Genomic DNA, 17,149 nt, shown 5'->3' with positions numbered 1-17,149 from the left:
TCTCGAACATTTGGCGATGCTCAAGACCGCAGAAGAATCCACGCCATGCGCCCTGTCTACGAAAATTAAACCGGACAGCCGTGGGCTTGTCCCGGGCATCCACGTTCTTAGTGCTGCGTAGAAAGACGTGGATGGCCGGGACAAGCCCGGCCATGACGACGTGGAGAGGCTCGGTCCCCATAGCCCACATCTCATATGCGATAGCCCTCCCTTCCAGGGGAGGGTAAGCGCGCCTCATCCACCAAAATCACCCTGATACCATTCACGTTTGCCAGCGTCGGGCCGGGTTGCAGCAGATCGCGCGTGGCCTCGAAGAACGTCGTCGCGTCGTTGTTGTCGAGATAGGCCTGCGGCTGCAGCCCTTGCGCCTTCACCTTCGGCAAGGTCGCAGCATCGAACAGCGCGCCACACGCGCCCGGTAGGTGGAAGCTCCGAGGACATCGAACGGAATGATGCGTTGCATCTAGAAGATGATGCTTGAAACGTCATTTTGCGCGCTCTAAGCTTGGTAACTCAATCACTGTACCTGCCACGGACATTCGCCCGTGATCACCGCCGCGCAGCTTCGAGCCGCCCGTGCCTTGCTCAGGATCGATCAGCGCGAACTCGCGCAGCGCTGTTCGCTGTCGCTGCCGACGATCCAGCGCATGGAGGCCTCCGAAGGGGTGATCCGCGGCAATGTCGATTCCCTGGTGAAGCTGGTTGAGGCGCTGTCGGTTGCCGGCATCGAGCTGATCGCCGAGGGAGCGGTGTCAACCGCCGGGGGCCGCGGGGTGCGGTTGAGGTCTCCACCTCCGGGCGCGGACGACAAGCCATGATCGAGGCCCCGCCATGATCGCCGTCGCGCTATGGTCGGTGGCGGCTCTGCTGGCGCTGGCGCCTGCTGGAATCCTGCTGTCGACGCACCCGCGCGGCTCGATCATCCTTTACGGCGGCTGCCTGATCGCAACATCGACGCTCTGCATCACGGCGCTGTCCGGTCTGCTCAATTCCCCTCAGCCGGCGCCGAGCGCGATATTGCCGATCGGACTGCCCTGGCTCGGTGCGCATTTCCGGCTCGATGCGCTGTCCGCCTTCTTCCTCGTCGTCGTCAATCTCGGCGGCGTCGCTGCGAGCCTGTTCGCGCTCGGTTACGGCAGACACGAGGACTCCCCCGGCCGCGTGCTGCCGTTCTATCCCGCCTACCTCGCAGCGATGAACGTCGTCGTGCTGGCAAACGATGCCTTCAGCTTCCTGGTCGCTTGGGAATTCATGTCGCTGACCTCCTGGGCGATGGTCGTGTCGCATCACCGGGACCCAGAGAATGTCCGCGCCGGCTTTGTCTATATTCTGATGGCAAGTTTCGGCACGCTGGCGCTGCTGCTCGCCTTCGGCCTGCTCGCGAGCGAGGCCGGTTACGATTTCGATGCGATTCGAGCCTCGCATCCTTCCGCGGCGCTGACCGGCACCGCAATCATCCTCGTGCTGCTGGGGGCCGGCTCCAAGGCCGGCCTGGTGCCGCTGCACGCCTGGCTGCCGCTCGCCCATCCCGCCGCGCCCAGCCACGTCTCCGCGCTCATGAGCGGCGTCATGACCAAGGTCGCCGTCTACGGCTTCGTGCGCATCGTCTTTGATCTCGTGCCCGAACCGGTGTGGTGGTGGAGCATGGTGGTGTTGCTGGTCGGCGCTCCGACGGCGACGCTGGGCGTGCTCTACGCGCTGATGCAGCGCGATATCAAGCGCGTGCTCGCCTATTCCACGATCGAGAACATCGGCATCATCTTCACCGGCCTCGGGCTGGCACTGGCTTTCAAGGCGGAAGGGCTCGACTGGGTGGCGGCGCTCGCCTTCACCGCGGCGATGCTGCACGTCTTCAATCATGCGCTGTTCAAGAGCCTGTTGTTCTTCGGCGCCGGCGCGGTGCTGGGATCGACCGGCGAGCGCGACATGGAGAAGCTCGGCGGCTTGATCCATCGCATGCCGAAGACGGCGTTCGCGATGCTGGTCGGCTGCGTCGCGATCTCGGCATTGCCGCCGTTCAACGGCTTCGTTTCGGAATGGCTGACGTTCCAGGCGATCCTGCTTTCGCCGCAACTTCCCTCCTGGGGCCTCAAGCTGGTCATCCCGGCGGTCGGCGGTCTGCTGGCGCTCGCGGCCGCCTTTGCCGCGGCCTGCTTCGTCAAGCTCTATGGCATCTGCTTCCTCGGTCGGCCGCGCTCGGATGTCGCCGCGTCGGCGCACGAGACTGACCGCTTCTCGCTGACCGCGATGTTCGCGCTTGCCGCCTTCTGCCTCATTGCCGGGATCCTGCCGGGGCTGTTCATCGACGTACTGGCACCGGTGAGCAAGGATATGGTCGGCAACATGATGCCGCATCAGGTCGGATTGCAATGGCTCACCATCGTGCCGATCGCGGAAAGCCGCAGCTCCTATAACGGCCTTCTGGTGTTCCTGTTCGCGGCACTGTGCGGCACGGCGGCGGCGTCAGCCATTCACCGTCTCGCCTCCGACCGCGTACGCCGCGCGCCGGCCTGGGATTGCGGCTATCCCGACGCGGACCCGGCGATCCAGTACTCGGCCTCCAGCTTCTCGCAACCGATCCGCCGCGTGTTCGGCAGCGTCATCTTTGGCGCCCGCGAGATCGGCGAGATGCCGCCGCCGTCTTCGCCGCTTCCCGCGCGGCTCACGGTCGAACTGCACGATCTGATCTGGGATGGGCTGTACGCGCCGGTCGCGAAGGCCATCGGCCATGCGACGGACCGCATCAATATCCTGCAGTTCTTCAGCATCCGCCGCTACTTGACGCTGGTGTTCGTGGCGCTGATCGTGCTGCTGCTGGTGGTGGCCCTATGAGCGGGCTGCGCGACATCCTCTCCCAGGGCGCGCAGATGTCGCTGGTGCTGGGACTCGCGCCGCTGCTGACGGGCTTCGTGCGGAAGGTGAAGGCACGGCTGCTGCGCCGGCGCGGGCCGCCGCTGCTCCAACCCTATCGCGACCTCATCCGCCTGATGCGCAAGGACGTCGTGCTCGCGGACAACGCCTCCTGGCTGTTCCGCGTCATTCCGTATCTAATCTTCGCGGGCACCTGGGTCGCCGCCTCGCTGGTGCCGACCTTCGGCAATGGTCTGTTGTTCTCCTGGACCGCCGATCTCATCGCCATCACGGCGCTGCTCGGCAGCGCCCGTTTTTTCCAGGCGCTCGCCGGCATGGACGTCGGAACCGCCTTCGGCGGCATCGGCTCCAGCCGTGAGGTGATGATCGCCTCCCTCGCCGAGCCCGCGATGCTGATCACCGCGTTCTCGGTCGCAATGATCGCCGGCTCGACGCAGCTTTCCACGGTGGCCGAGTTCATGGGCTCGGACGCGGTCGGCCTGCGCGTGTCGTTGGGAATGGCGTTCGTGGCGCTGACCATCGTGGCGCTGGCGGAGAATGCCCGCATCCCGGTCGATAACCCCGCCACCCATCTCGAGCTCACCATGGTGCACGAGGCCATGGTGCTGGAATATTCAGGGCGGCATCTCGCGCTGATCGACTTGTCCTCGCAGCTCAAGCTTCTGCTCTATGTCTCGCTGATCGCCTGCGTGTTCCTGCCATGGGGCACGGCGACCGCGGATGCGAGCCTTGCAAGGCTCGCTCTTGGCGCGCTGGTCTATCTCGGCAAGCTGATGGCCCTCGGCTTCCTGCTTGCCGTGTTCGAGACCGCGATCGCCAAGATGCGCGTGTTCCGGATTCCGGAGTTCCTGGGTGCGGCGCTGATGCTGGCATTGCTTGCCACGCTGCTGCGCTTCGTGTCGGGGAGCCTCTGAGATGAGCAGCCTGCAATTCGACATCGCCCATCTGCTCGCCGGCTCCCTCGTGCTGGCAAGCTTCATGATGCTCTACCAGGATCGGCTCTATGCGCTGCTCAACGTCTATGCGCTGCATGCCGGCGTGCTGGCGCTGTCGGTGGGCTGGCAGGCCTACGTGCAGCAAGCGCCGCATCTCTATATCACGGCGCTGATCGCGCTGGTCTTCAAGGCCATCATCATCCCCGTGGCGCTGCACCGGATCATCAAGCGGCTCGGTATCCACCGCGAGATCGAGAACGTGATCGGCATCGGGCTGACGATGATGGCCGGCATCGGCCTCGTCGCGCTGTCGATGGTGGTGATGTTGCGGGTGACGCCGGGCGCCGACGCGCTCGCGCGCGAGGACCTCGCCTTCGCGCTGTCGGTGGTGCTGCTGGGACTCCTGATCATGGTTACGCGACGCAACGCCGTGAGCCAGGTCGTCGGTTTCATGTCGCTGGAGAATGGGCTGGTGCTGGCGGCAACCGGAGCCAAGGGCATGCCGCTGGTGGTCGAGATCAGCGTCGCCTTCTCGGTGCTGATCGCCTTCATCGTGATCGGGATATTCCTGTTCCGCATCCGCGAGCGCTTCGACAGCGTGGACGTACAGGCGCTCGATCGCTTCCGGGGAGAGCGGCGATGACGATCGATGCGCTCGGTGCGATCCTGCTGATCCCGTCCGTCTCGGCCGCTCTGCTCGCGATCCTGCCCGGGTACATGCTGGCGGCGAAGCTCAACATCGTCGCGGCGCTCGCGACCTTCCTCACTTCGGTGTCCCTGTTCGTGATCGAGCCGACGTCGGGACAATATCTGCTGCTCGACGACCTCAACAAGGTCTTCATAGTTCTGACGACCTTCATCGGCTTCACGACCTCGGTCTTCAGCGCCAGCTACATTAACCACGAGATCGAGATCGGGCGGCTGACGCCCGCCTTCCTGCGTTTCTATCACGCGATGTACCAGATGCTGATGTTCGCGATGAACCTCGCGCTGGTCGCCAACAATATCGGCCTGATGTGGGTGGCGGTCGAGGTGGCGACGCTGACGACCGTGCTGATGGTCGGTATCTACCGCACCCATGAGGCGCTGGAAGCCGCATGGAAATACTTCATCCTCGGCAGCGTCGGCATCGCGCTCGCGCTGTTCGGCACCATCCTGGTCTATATGGCGGCGCGCCCCGCGGTGGGCGAGGGGCTCGACGGCATGGTATGGACGGTGCTGGTGAAGCACGCCGCACAGTTCGATCCGGCGTTGCTCAACGTCGCCTTCGTCTTCCTCCTGCTTGGCTACGGCACCAAGGTCGGGCTGGCGCCGTTGCACGCCTGGCTGCCGGATGCGCATGCCGAGGGCCCGACGCCGATCTCGGCGGTGCTGTCAGGTCTGCTGCTCAATGTCGCGCTCTATGCGCTGCTGCGATTCAAGATGATGCTCGCGGTCAACTCCGAGGCGATCACGCCGGGTCCGCTGATGGTGACCATGGGCCTGACCTCGGTGATCTTCGCCGCGCTGATGCTGTACCGGCGCCGCGACATCAAGCGGATGTTCGCCTATTCCTCGATCGAGCATATGGGCATCATCGTCTTCGCCTTCGGCATGGGCGGCCCGCTCGCAAATTTCGCGGCCCTGTTGCACATGGCCATGCATTCGCTGACCAAGTCGGCGATCTTCTTCGCCGTCGGCCATATCGCCCAGGTCAAGGGCACACAGAAGATCGCCGATATCGGCGGCCTCACGACGACCAACCCCGTGCTCGGCTGGGGTCTGATGCTCGGCGTCGTCGCCATCGTCGGGCTGCCGCCGTTCGGCATCTTCATGAGCGAGTTTCTGGTGGTGAGCTCGACATTCGCCCGCGCGCCCTGGCTGACGGTGATCCTGGTGCTCGGCATCATCATCGCGCTCGGCGGGCTTTTCCTGCGGGTCGGCGTGGTGATGTTCGGCGAGCCCAAGGGCAAGACCGCACCCGCTGAAGCCTCCTACGTGCCGATGTTCACGCACCTCGGATTGGTGTTGATGGCCGGCATCTATCTGCCGCCGGTGCTGGTCACCGGCTTCCAGAACGTCGCGAAGCTGCTGGGATAGGTGATGGGCATCCTCGACAGCATCCCCCATGTCAAAGCGGTGCCGTCGCACCGGCCCTGGCCGCGCGCCATCGTGACGGAGGAGGGCTGGCGGGTGGCGATCGATCGGCTCGCCGAAGGGGAGCTCACATTGCTCGGCTTCTGGGGCGAGCCGACCGCGGTGCACATGGCGATGCTCGATGCAGGCTCGGCCGCGATCGCGGTCGTCACCTACGAGTGTACGGCCGGCACATTTCCTGGCGTCGCCAACCGCCATCCGCCGGCGCTTCGGCTGGAGCGGACCATCCACGACCTGTTCGGGCTTGTTCCAACCGCTGCCGACGATTTGAGGCCATGGCTCGATCACGGTGCCTGGGGCCAATCCTACCCGCTCTCCGGCGGCAACGCATCGCGCGATGTGCGGCCGTACCAGTTCTTGCCGGCCGAGGGTGAGGCGTTGCACCAGGTGGCGGTCGGCCCGGTCCATGCCGGGATCATCGAGCCCGGCCATTTCCGCTTCACCGCCAACGGCGAGCATGTGGTGCGGCTGGAGCAGCGGCTCGGCTACACTCACAAAGGCATCGAGGCGCTGATGCAGGGTGTGAGCCTCGAGGCCGCCGCGAAGCTCGCCGGCCGCGCCTCCGGCGACAGCACCGTCGCCTACGCCTTTGCTTTCGCACGTGCCGTCGAGGCGGCACTGCAGATCGAGGCGCCGAGGCGAGCGACGCTTTTGCGAGCGCTAATGGCGGAGCTGGAGCGGCTCGCCAATCATCTGGGCGACATCGGGGCCATCTGTAACGACGCATCGTTCGCGCTGATGCATGCCCAGACCGGCGTCTTGCGTGAGCGCTGCCTGCGCGCTGCGGACACAGCGTTTGGCCATCGCCTGATGATGGACGTCATCGTGCCCGGGGGCGTGAGGCGTGACATTGCGCCGGACGGCGTGTCCGCGCTACGCGCGCTGGTCGCCGAGCTGCGCAAGGTGTTTCCGCGCTTGATCGAGCTCTATGACAATACGGCGTCCCTGCAGGACCGCACCGTCACCACAGGCATCGTGAAGGCGGAATATGCGCGCCAGTTTGGCGCCGGCGGCTATGTCGGCCGCGCCTCGGGCCGCGATTTTGATGCGCGGCGGGCGCTGGCCTACGGGCCTTACGACGCGCTGTCGTTCGAGGTGCCGGTGCTGGAGACCGGTGACGTGAATGCGCGGGTCTGGATCCGAATTCGCGAGGTCGAGCAGAGTGTCGCGTTGATCGAGCAGATTCTCGACCGGCTTGGGCCGGGCGGGCTCGAGACCGCGCTGCCGGCCCGGAGCGGCGGGGGTGCCTGTGAAGGCATGGCGCTCACCGAGGCCTTCCGCGGCGACGTGCTGGTGTGGGTGCGGCTCGATGGCGAGTTGCGCGTCGACCGCTGTCACCTGCGCGACGCCTCGTGGTTCCAGTGGCCGCTGCTGGAAACCGCGATCGAAGGCAACATCATCGCCGACTTCCCGCTCTGCAACAAGTCGTTCAACTGCTCCTATTCGGGCGTGGACCTCTAAGCCATGCGCAACACCCTGTTCGAAAGCCTCACCCATCGTTCGCTCACGGAGCCCGCTCCGGCACCGGATGGTTCGGCGCTGGCCGAGCTTGCAGCGAAAGTCGATCGCGCAGCCCAGGCCCGGCTGGGTCGTTCTCTCGCCATTCGCGAGGTCGATGCCGGATCCTGCAACGGCTGCGAACTGGAGATCCACGCGCTTTCCAACGCCTTCTACGACGTCGAACGTTTCGGCCTGCGCTTCGTCGCCTCGCCGCGCCATGCCGACGTGCTGCTGGTCACGGGGCCCGTGACGAAGAACATGCGGGAAGCGCTGGCGCGAACCTACAACGCGACGCCGGACCCGAAATGGGTCGTCGCGGTCGGCGCTTGTGCGGTCGATGGCGGTATCTTCAGAGGCAGCTACGCCTGCGTCGGCGGCGTATCCGAGACGATCCCGGTGGATCTGCACATCGGGGGCTGCCCGCCGTCACCGACGGACTTGTTGAAGGGCTTGCTCGCGCTGCTGGAGCACGTCGGCGGCAAACGCTAGGCCGCTCACGCTCCCTTGTTGCGAATGTCCTGCACCCGCTGCTTCCGCACCGAACAGCCGCGGCCTCGTGGAAGCGATCACGCTTGGGCCAAGCCGCGATCGCGTCGAACGGGGCGAGCCCTAATCCACCAGGATGACCCTGATGTCGTTGACGTTCGTCAGTGTCGGGCCCGGCAAAAGTAGGTCGCCGGTGGCCTCGAAGAACGCGGTGGCGTCGTTGTTGTCGAGATATTGCTGCGGTTGCAGCCCCTGCGCCTTCATCCTGGCGAACGTCGCCGCGTCGATCAGCGCTCCGGCGGGGTCGGTAGGGTGACCGCCACCGCCGTCGGCGCCGTCGGTATCGCCTGCCAGCGCCGAAACGTCCGGCGTGTCCTTGAGCAGGTTGGCCAGCGCCAGCGCGTATTCCTGGTTCGGCCCGCCGCGCCCCTGGCCGCGCACGGTCACCGTGAGCTCGCCGCCGGAGAGGATCGCAAGGCGCTTGCCTTGCGCGCGCGCCTCCAGCGCCAGCCTGGCATGCGCGGCGGCAACCTCGCGCGCCTCGCCCTCGAGGTCGGCGCCGAGGTCGATGGTCTCGTAGCCGGATTCGCGCGCGAGCTTTACCGCGGCATCGAGCGACTGCTTGGGCCGCGCGATCAGTTCGAAACGCGCGCGCGCAAAGGCGGCATCGTCGGGCTTGCAGCTTTCGTTGGCGGGATCCTCGAGCGCGCGGCGGACGGCCTCTTCGATGTCGAGCCTGTATTTCGCGACGATGGCGCGTGCGTCCGCCAGCGTGGTCGGATCGGGCACGGTCGGGCCGGAGGCGATTGCGGAGGGGTCGTCATGCGGCACGTCCGAGATCGCGAGCGTCACGATCTCGGCGGCATTCTTGCCGGCGCGGGCGAGACGTCCGCCCTTGATCCGCGAGAGATGCTTGCGCACGACGTTCATCTCGCCGATCGGCGCCCCCGAGCGCAGCAGCGCCTTGTTGACCGCCTGCTTCTGCGCGAAGCTGATGCCCTCGCTCGGCGCGATCCAGTTGGCCGAGCCGCCGCCGGTGAGCAGCACCAGGAGCAGATCGTCCGGCCCGACCTCACCTGCGAGCGCCAGCGTGTCGGCGGCGCCCTTCAGGCCGGCCTCGTCCGGCACGGGATGACCGGCTTCGACCACGCGGATCCGGCGCGTCGGCACGCTGTAGCCATGGCGCGTGGTGGCGATGCCGACGAGGCGTTCCGGCGCGAGCCGGAGCGTGTCGAGATAATGCCGCTCGGCCGCTGCGGCCATGGCGCCGGCGCCCTTGCCGGCGGCGAGGCAGATCACGCGTCCTTTGGGCGCAGGCGGCAAGTGCGGCGCCAGCACCACATTGGGATGGGCCGCGGCGACGGCGGCATCATAGAGTGCGCGGAGCAGGGAGCGTCGATCGGTCATCACGAAAGGCCTTGAGCAGACGGAACAAGCTGGCGGGTCACGCGCCGCTCACATGCCTATCGCATCGGGCGCAAAAGCGTAAGCGGCCGCTGCCATTATTCGATTGTGCAATCGCGTCATCATGATCGGTGCGCAAGCAAAAACCCCCTGCGCGGTCGGCGCAGGGGGCGTGGCATTTGCAAGCGGCGCGGGGCTAGCCGCCGGCGTCGGCGCTGATCACGTCGCCGAACAGGTCCCACTTCTCGCCCTTGAACTTCATGAGCTGAAGCGAGCTGATCGGTGCGAAGTCGCTCGGGCCGGTGTTGATCTTGATGCCGGGCAGCAGCACTTCGGTGCGGAAGTCCTTCAGGCTCGCCGCCTGCTTCATGACGTTCGCGCGCGTGAGGTCGTCGCCGCACTTCTTCAACACCTCCACCAGGGTCTGGGCCACGCCGTAGCCGACGACGGTGCCGCCGTCGAGCTTGTCGCCTTCAGGGAAGTACTTGGTCATGAACTCCAGGAAGGCCTTCATGCCGGCGTCGTCCTTCCACTGCGGATCGGAGACGTCCTTCAGATAGGCGGCCGAGATGATGTCCTGCGAATTCTCGAAGCCGGCGGGCTTGATCACGCTGCCGACCGAGGCCGAGACGTTGTTGAGGAAGTGGGTCGGCTTCCAGCCGATCTCGGAGATCTTCTTGATCGCCTGCGCCGCGAACTTTGGCGTGGTGATGTTGACGAAGACGTCGGCGCCGGACGCCTTCAGCTTGACGATGTGATTGTCGATCGTCGGCTCCGACGTCTCGTAGCTTTCCTCGAGCACGATCATGCTGGCGGCCTTGGCGCCGAGGCCGTCCTTCAAGCCCTTCAGGTAGTCCTTGCCGTAATCGTCGTTCTGGAAGAGCACACCGATCTTGGCGTTCGGCATCGTCTTCATGATGTATTTCGCGTAGATCTGCGTCTCGCTCTGGTAGTTGGGTTGCCAGCCCATCGTCCAGGGGAAATTCTGCGCATCGTTCCACTTGGTGGCGCCGGTGGCGACGAACAGTTGCGGCACCTTCTTCGAGTTCATGTATTTCTGGATCGCCGAGTTCGGCGGCGTGCCGAGAGAGTTGAAGATGAGCAGCACTTCATCGCTCTCGACCAGCTTGCGCGCCTGCTCCACCGTCTTGGGCGGCGAATAGGCGTCGTCGTAGGAGACGAAATTGATCTTGCGGCCGTTGATGCCGCCCTCATCGTTGACCTTCTTGAAGTAGGCGGCTTCGGTCCGCCCGATGACGCCGTAGGCGGAGGCCGGTCCGCTGTAGGGCATGATGTTGCCGATCTTGATCTCGGTGTCGGTCGCGCCGGTATCGTATTTCTTCTGGGCCGATGCGGTGGATGTCGTAGCCGCAAAGAGCGCAAGCGCCAGTGACGCAGCGGCAATCTTGCCGGTAACAGCAGGCATTCCAATCTCCCTATTTTTCTTGATGTGCGCGTCCTTGTTCTTGGCTTGATGGTTCTTGGTGACGCGGCCGCAATTCAATACGATTTGCTCGAAAGCTTCAAGGAAAAGCCCCTGCGGCAAAGCCGCAGGGACTGAGTCTTTCGTCGATTGAGACGACATCTTTAGCGGCTGGTTAAGATCAGCCGCCGACGTCCCCGCTCAGGATCTCGCCAAATCGCTCCCAATGCTCGCCCTTGAAGCGGATCAGTTGCACCTGCGAGAGCGGCGCGAAGTCCGTGGCCGAGGTGTTGACCTTGATGCCGGGCAGCAGGCCGGCCGGCTCGTAGTCCTTGATGCTGGCGGCCTGCTTCATGACGTTCTCGCGGGTCAGATTGTCGCCGCAGGCCTTGAGCACGTGAACGAGACCCTGGCTCACGATGTAGGCGTACATCACCGAGGCGTCGGCGCGGTTCGCTTCCGGATAGTACTTGTCCAGGAATTGGTTCCAGGCGGTCATTGCCGCGTCGGTCTTCCATTGGGCGTCGGTCGGGTCCTTGAAATATTGCGAAGAGATGATGTCCTGCGCGTTCTCGAAGCCGGCGGGCTTGATCACGCTGCCGATCGAGGCCGAGACGTTGTTGAGGAAATGCAGCGGCTTCCAGCCGAGCTCGGCGTTCTTCTTGATCGCCTGCGCCGCGAATTTCGGCGTGGTGATGTTGATGAAGACGTCGGCGCCCGTGGCCTTCAATCTCACGATGTGCGAGTCGATGGTCGGTTCGGAGACCTCATAGCTGTCCTCGATCACGATCATCGAAGCTGCCTTGGCTCCGAGCCCGTCCTTGAAGCCCTTCAGATAGTCCTTGCCGTAATCGTCGTTCTGATAGAGCACCGCAATCTTGGCGTCGGGTTTGTTCTTCAAGATATACTTCGCGTAGATGGTCGTCTCGCTCTGGTAGTTCGGCTGCCAGCCCATCGTCCACGGAAAGTTCTGCGGGTCGTTCCACTTGGTGGCGCCGGTGGCGACGAACAGCTGAGGCACCTTCTTCTGGTTCAGGTATTTCTGAATCGCCGAGTTCGGCGGCGTGCCGAGCGGATTGAAGATCAGCAGCACCTCGTCGCTCTCGACCAGCTTGCGAGCCTGCTCCACCGTCTTCGGCGGCGAATAGGCGTCGTCATAGGAGACGAAGTTGATCTTGCGGCCGTTGATGCCGCCTTCCGCGTTGATCTTGCGGAAATACGCCTCCTCGGTCTTGCCGATCACCCCGTAGGCGGAGGCCGGTCCGCTGTAGGGCATGATGTTGCCGATCTTGATTTCGGTGTCGGATGCGCCGGTGTCGTATTTCTTCTGCGCGAACGCTGTCGTGGACAGGGTGGCAGCCAGTACGAGGGCGGCCGAAAAGGCCCCCAATCGCACATGCATTGCAGGCATCTTGCTCTCCCTAGCTCGGTTTGAATGTGTCGATTGTTCTTGTTGGGAGCGATCATTGCGCGCCGCTCCGATACGCATTGAATACCCTTCTCGGGCGCCCAGCAAGGAGAACGCCCGTCGGCGCCGTCACGGCGAGGTGCTTCTTTTTCGAGGGGATGCGGAATATTCCGGCGCGCGAGATGAAGCGGGCCGTCACTCAGCTGCGCAGAGGTTGTCTTGCGACATCAAGGCTATTTTCAATTGCGCCCGGGTGCGGCTTCAATGCCCCATCTCGCTGGAGATGACGTCGCCGAACAGCTCCCATTTTCGGCCCTTGAAGCGCATCATTTGCAGCTGCTCGATCGGGGCGAAATTGTCCGGCGCGGTGTTGATCTTGATGCCGGGCAGCAGCGTGTCGGGTTCGAAATCCTTCAGGGAAGCCGCCTGCTTCATGACGTTCTCGCGGGTGAGATCGTCGCCGCACATCTGCAGCACCTTCACCATCGTCTGCGCGGCGGCATAGCCGTACACGACGCCGGCTTCGAGCCTGTTGGCCTTGGGATCGTACTTCGCGAGGAAGTCATAGAACCTCTTCATGCCGTCGTCGGCACTCCACTGCGGATCGGAGCTGTCCTTGGTGTAGGTCGCCGACAGGATGCCCTGGGATATCTCTATGCCGGCCGGTTCGATCACACCGCCGACGGAGGCCGAAACGTTGGAGATGATGTGGACCGGATGCCAGTTGATCTCCGCCGCCTTCTTGATCGCTTGCGCGGCAAACTTCGGGGTGGTGATGCTGATGAAGACGTCGGCGCCCGAGGCCTTCAGCTTCACGACACGCTCGTCGATCGCGGGCTCGGAAGTGTCGTAGGACTCCTGCAGCACGATCATCGAGGCCTTGGCGCCGAGGCCGTCCTTCAACCCCTTCAGATAGTCCTTGCCGAAATCGTCGTTCTGGTAGAGCACGCCGATCTTTCCGTCCGGCTTCTCCTTCATGATGTACTTGGCGTAGATGCGCGCCTCGCTGGCGTAGCTCGGCTGCCAGCCCATGGTCCAGGGATATTGCTTCGGGTCGTTCCACTTCGAGGCGCCGCTCGCGACGAACAATTGCGGCACCTTCTTCTCGTTCATGTATTTGCGGATGGCGTTGTTGGTGGAGGTGCCGAGCGAGCCGAAGATCAAGAGCACCCCGTCGCTCTCGACCAGCTTGCGCGCCTGTTCCACCGTCTTTGGCGGCGAATAGGCGTCGTCGTAGGAGATGAACCTGATCTTGCGGCCGTTGATGCCGCCCTCGGCGTTGATCTTGTTGAAATAGGCTTCCTCGACCTTGCCGATCGCGGCATAGGCCGAAGCCGGGCCGCTATAGGGCATGATGTTCCCTATTCTGATCTCGGTATCGGAGGCGCCGCTGTCGTACTTCTTCTGCGCCAGTGCAGGGTTGTCCATTGCAGTGCACAAAGCGAGGGCGGTCCAGAGGGCCGCAACCTGAAAACGAACGGCGGTCATTGTTCTCCTGCCCCGAGTTGCGTCGGCGCTGCATTGAACAAGATTGAAGCCGGCCGTCAACAAAAAGCCCCCGCGATCGCTCGCGGGGGCTTCTCGGGTTCGAACTCTTGGCTCAGCGTCACTCGGTCTTGACGTCGCCGCTGATGATCTCGCCGAACAGTTCCCATTTCTCGCCCTTGAAGCGCATCATTTGGAGCTGGGCGATCGGGGCAAAGTCGGTCGGGCTGGTGTTGATCTTGACGCCGGGCAGCAGCGTGTCCGGCGCAAAATCCTTCAACGAAGCCGCCTGCTTCATGATGTTGGCGCGGGTGAGATCGTCACCGCACATCTCGAGCACCTTGGCGAGGGTCGAAGCAGCGCCGTAGCCGTAGACCATGCTGGTGTCGGACTTGTCGGCGCCGGGCATGTACTTGTCGACGAATTCATTCCACTTCTTCATGCCGGGGTCGTTGGCCCACTGCGGATCGGTCGAATCCTTGGCGTAGGCCGCCGACAGCACGCCTTGCGCGTTCTCGAAGCCGGCCGGCTTCATCACGCTGCCGACCGAGATCGACACGTTGGTGAGGATCTGCAGCGGCTTCCAGCTGAGCTCGGCTGTCTTCTTGATGGTCTGCGCCGCGAACTTGGGCGTTGTATAGATCAGGAGCACGTCGGGATTGGCCGCCTTGATCTTGACGATGTGGCCGTCGATCGAAGGCTCCGAGACCTCATAGCTCTCTTCCATGATGATCATGGACGAAGCTTTGGCGCCGAGGCCGTCCTTGGTGCCCTTGAGGTAGTCTTTGCCGAAATCGTCGTTCTGATAGAGGATCGCGATCTTGGCGTCGGGCTTCTCCTTCATCAGCCATTTGGCGTAGATCTGCGCTTCGCTCTGGTAGGAGGGCTGCCAGCCCATGGTCCAGGGGAAGTTCTTCGGATCGTTCCACTTGGTAGCGCCGGTAGCGACGAACAGCTGCGGGATCTTCTTGGAGTTGAGGTACTTCTGGATCGCGCTGTTCGAGGGCGTGCCGAGCGGATTGAAGACGACCAGAACCTCGTCGCTCTCGACCAGCTTGCGCACCTGCTCGACGGCTTTCGGCGGCGAATAGCCGTCGTCATAAGTGACGAAGTTGACCTTGCGGCCGTTGATGCCGCCCTTGTCGTTGATCATCCGGAAATAGGCTTCCTCGGTCTTGCCGATGATGCCGTAGGCCGATGCCGGACCGCTGTACGGCATGATGTTGCCGATCTTGATCTCGGTATCGGACGCGCCGGTGTCGTATTTCTTTTGGGCGAGTGCAGCGCCGGAGGTGAGGGCAATGGCCGCCGTTGCCGTGACCAGCGCGGCGGCTCGCAGTGTTCTTCCAAATCGCAATTCGGTCTCCTTCGTTTAAACAACAGTCTTCGAGTGTTTCAGTTTCTTCTGAGCTTGCCGGCGAGTTGCTGGCCCAGGATCGCGATCTGCCTTGAGCCATGGGGCACGAGGTAGATGACCAGGAACAGCAGCACGCCGAACACCGCGCCGGAAAGGCCCTTGGAGATGCTTTCCGCCATGTTCGGCACGAAGATGATGAAGGCCGCACCGACGAACGAGCCGGGCAGCCAGCCGACGCCGCCGACCACCATGCCGAGGAACAACGAGATCGCCAGCGTGATGGTGTAGCTGTCGGGCGCGACGAACTGCACCGCGATGGCGCCGAGCGAGCCGGCGACGCCGGTGATGCCGGCGGACACGCCGAAGGCCAGTGTCTTGTATAAAGCGACGTTGACGCCCATCGAGGAGGCCGCGATCTCGTTGTCGCGGATCGCCATGAAGGCGCGCCCGGAGCGGGAGCGCAGCAGGTTGACCGAGAAGATGTAGATCGCGATCGTCACAGCGAGCGTGAAGTAGTACAGCCACATGTCCTGCGACATCGGCAGCCCGAACGGCGCGTCCGGCTTGGTGACGACGAGGCCCTGCACGCCGCCGGTCCAGTGCTCGAGGAAGTTCAGCTTGAGCAGTTGCGGCATCGCGGTCGCGAGCGCAAAAGTCGCGAGTGCCAGGTAGATGCCCGACAGCCGCAGCGCCGGCTTGCCGAACAGGTAACCGAATCCGAAGCAGATCGCCGCGGAAACCGGAATTGTCAGCGCGTAGTTGACGTTGAAGTACTCCATCAGCACCGCCGACGTATAGGCGCCGACGGCATAGAATGCGCTCTGCCCGAGCGAGAACTGGCCGGAGCCGCCGGTCAGGATGTTCAGCGCCAGCACCGCGAGCCCGTAGATCAGGAGCATCGTCATCTGGAAGATGACGAAGTTCTTGACGAACATCGGCACGAGCAACAGCGCCAACAGCACCACCAGCGAGGTACCGGTGCCAAGCGTCATGGCCCGCTTCGGAACCGCCTCGACCGCCTCATGGCCTTCGGCGACGACTTCTTCTGCTGCGCTCATGATCAAACTCGCTTGACGATGTGCCGGCCGAACAGGCCGGCGGGTTTGACGACCAGGACTGAGATGATCAGCGCGAGCGCGATCGGGAGTTTCAGCTCATTGCCGACGCCGGGGATGTAGGTGCCGGCGAGGTTCTCGAACACTCCGACCAGGAAGCCGCCAACCACGGCGCCGAACGGGCTCGACAGTCCGCCGAGCACCGCGGCGGCGAAGCCGTAGATCAAGACGCCGCCCATCATGTTGGGCTCCAGGAACACGACCGGTGCGATCAGCATGCCGGCGATCGAGCCGATCGCCGTCGCCATGCCCCAGCCGAGCGCGATCATCCAGCTCGTGTTGATGCCGACGAGGCGGGCCGATTCGGGCACCGATGCCGCGGCGCGCATCGCAAGACCGATCCGCGTGTACTGGAAGAAGAAATAGAGCGCGAGCAGCAGCGCTATCGTGACGCCGATCATGCCGGCCTGGTGCGTCGAGATCAGCTGGCTGCCCAGGAACGGCGAGGAGCCGAACGGGGTCGGATATTGCTTGATGGTGAAGTCCCAGATCAGGCCGGCCGAGGAGTTGATGATGGCGAACAGCGCGATGAAGCCGGCGACGTTGGTCAGCACCGGCGCTTTGGCGAGCGGCTTGAACAGGATTCGCTCGATCGCGATGCCGGCGACGAAGGAGAATGCCAGCGTGATCAGGAAGGCGGCCCAGTAGGACACGCCCCATTGCATCAGCTGCCAGGAGATGAAGGTCGAGAACATCGCCATCTCGCCTTGCGCGAAGTTGAGATGGTCGATGGCCTGGTAGATCATGACCACGGCGAGCGCCATGCAGGCATAGATCGCGCCCGTGGCGATGCCGGCCAGGACCTGGTTGGTGAACAGCTCCATTGTCCCGGCTCCCTAAAACTTGCTCGATTGGATTTGAACTGCAACGGCGTCGGAGGTCCACCTCTCCCCAGCGGGGAGAGGTCGATTTTCGCAGCAAATCGGGTGAGGGGCCGCAGCTCCAACGTGAAATCTTGACCCCTCACCCGGCGCTTTGCGCCGACCTCTCCCAGAGGGAGAGGTGTACGGAGTGCGCGGATAGATCATT

14 protein-coding genes and 1 pseudogene are annotated in these 17,149 nt (G+C 63.8%); 7 read left to right on the top strand and 8 right to left on the bottom strand.

Annotation, left to right across the window (positions count from 1 at the left end):
- Positions 1-191: 191 nt before the first annotated feature.
- Positions 192-410: pseudogene (locus tag K410_RS0131595) on the bottom strand (MOFRL family protein); the annotation flags it as partial.
- A 135-nt stretch (positions 411-545) separates the two neighbouring features.
- Between K410_RS0131595 and K410_RS0131590 the strand changes: the two are divergent.
- From K410_RS0131590 to K410_RS0131560, 7 genes are read left to right on the top strand one after another with little or no spacing between them, the layout of a single operon-like run.
- Positions 546-818 (top strand): helix-turn-helix domain-containing protein, encoded by a 273-nt coding sequence (locus tag K410_RS0131590; RefSeq protein WP_028138585.1) that lies wholly within the window; start codon positions 546-548, stop codon positions 816-818.
- 13 nt (positions 819-831) lie between these two features.
- Positions 832-2,832: a hydrogenase 4 subunit B gene (hyfB, locus tag K410_RS0131585; RefSeq protein ID WP_028138584.1), complete on the top strand. Its 2,001-nt coding sequence runs from the start codon at positions 832-834 to the stop codon at positions 2,830-2,832.
- Positions 2,829-3,785, top strand: coding sequence for a respiratory chain complex I subunit 1 family protein (locus K410_RS0131580; RefSeq protein WP_028138583.1), 957 nt, complete (start codon positions 2,829-2,831; stop codon positions 3,783-3,785). The genes hyfB and K410_RS0131580 overlap by 4 nt, the downstream gene beginning before the upstream one ends.
- A gap of 1 nt (position 3,786) precedes the next feature.
- Positions 3,787-4,449 (top strand): hydrogenase-4 component E, encoded by a 663-nt coding sequence (locus K410_RS0131575; protein ID WP_028138582.1) that lies wholly within the window; start codon positions 3,787-3,789, stop codon positions 4,447-4,449.
- A complete protein-coding gene (locus tag K410_RS0131570) occupies positions 4,446-5,885 on the top strand; it encodes a hydrogenase 4 subunit F (protein ID WP_028138581.1) in 1,440 nt (479 codons plus the stop codon). The genes K410_RS0131575 and K410_RS0131570 overlap by 4 nt, the downstream gene beginning before the upstream one ends.
- Before the next feature lie 3 nt (positions 5,886-5,888).
- Positions 5,889-7,403 carry a hydrogenase large subunit gene (locus K410_RS0131565; protein WP_049820402.1) on the top strand — a complete coding sequence of 505 codons (1,515 nt, stop codon included), beginning with the start codon at positions 5,889-5,891 and terminating at the stop codon, positions 7,401-7,403.
- Positions 7,404-7,406: 3 nt separating this feature from the next.
- Positions 7,407-7,931, top strand: a complete 525-nt coding sequence (locus K410_RS0131560; protein ID WP_028138579.1) for an NADH-quinone oxidoreductase subunit B family protein — start codon at positions 7,407-7,409, stop codon at positions 7,929-7,931.
- 120 nt (positions 7,932-8,051) lie between these two features.
- Here the strand turns inward: K410_RS0131560 and K410_RS0131555 are convergent, their stop codons facing one another.
- From K410_RS0131555 to K410_RS0131525, 7 genes are all read right to left on the bottom strand, one after another.
- Entirely contained in the window at positions 8,052-9,335 is a 1,284-nt protein-coding gene (locus tag K410_RS0131555) for a glycerate kinase type-2 family protein (protein ID WP_028138578.1), read from the bottom strand.
- Between the two features lie 193 nt (positions 9,336-9,528).
- Positions 9,529-10,758, bottom strand: a complete 1,230-nt coding sequence (locus K410_RS0131550; protein ID WP_028138577.1) for an ABC transporter substrate-binding protein — start codon at positions 10,756-10,758, stop codon at positions 9,529-9,531.
- Positions 10,759-10,936: 178 nt separating this feature from the next.
- Positions 10,937-12,166: an ABC transporter substrate-binding protein gene (locus K410_RS0131545; RefSeq protein WP_028138576.1), complete on the bottom strand. Its 1,230-nt coding sequence runs from the start codon at positions 12,164-12,166 to the stop codon at positions 10,937-10,939.
- A 258-nt stretch (positions 12,167-12,424) separates the two neighbouring features.
- A complete protein-coding gene (locus K410_RS0131540; protein ID WP_028138575.1) occupies positions 12,425-13,651 on the bottom strand; it encodes an ABC transporter substrate-binding protein in 1,227 nt (408 codons plus the stop codon).
- A gap of 118 nt (positions 13,652-13,769) precedes the next feature.
- Positions 13,770-15,005, bottom strand: coding sequence for an ABC transporter substrate-binding protein (locus tag K410_RS0131535; RefSeq protein ID WP_028138574.1), 1,236 nt, complete (start codon positions 15,003-15,005; stop codon positions 13,770-13,772).
- A gap of 38 nt (positions 15,006-15,043) precedes the next feature.
- Positions 15,044-16,063 (bottom strand): branched-chain amino acid ABC transporter permease, encoded by a 1,020-nt coding sequence (locus K410_RS0131530; protein ID WP_028138573.1) that lies wholly within the window; start codon positions 16,061-16,063, stop codon positions 15,044-15,046.
- Between the two features lie 2 nt (positions 16,064-16,065).
- Complete coding sequence (locus tag K410_RS0131525) at positions 16,066-16,944, bottom strand: branched-chain amino acid ABC transporter permease (RefSeq protein ID WP_028138572.1); 879 nt, start codon at positions 16,942-16,944, stop codon at positions 16,066-16,068.
- Between the last annotated feature and the right edge of the window lie 205 nt (positions 16,945-17,149).

Source organism: Bradyrhizobium sp. 22 (genome assembly GCF_000482425.1).
In the GTDB taxonomy this organism is placed as follows: Bacteria; Pseudomonadota; Alphaproteobacteria; order Rhizobiales; family Xanthobacteraceae; genus Bradyrhizobium; species Bradyrhizobium japonicum_B.
The sequence above is the reverse complement of the archived record's forward strand: the minus strand, read 5'-3'. Positions and strand labels throughout refer to the sequence as shown.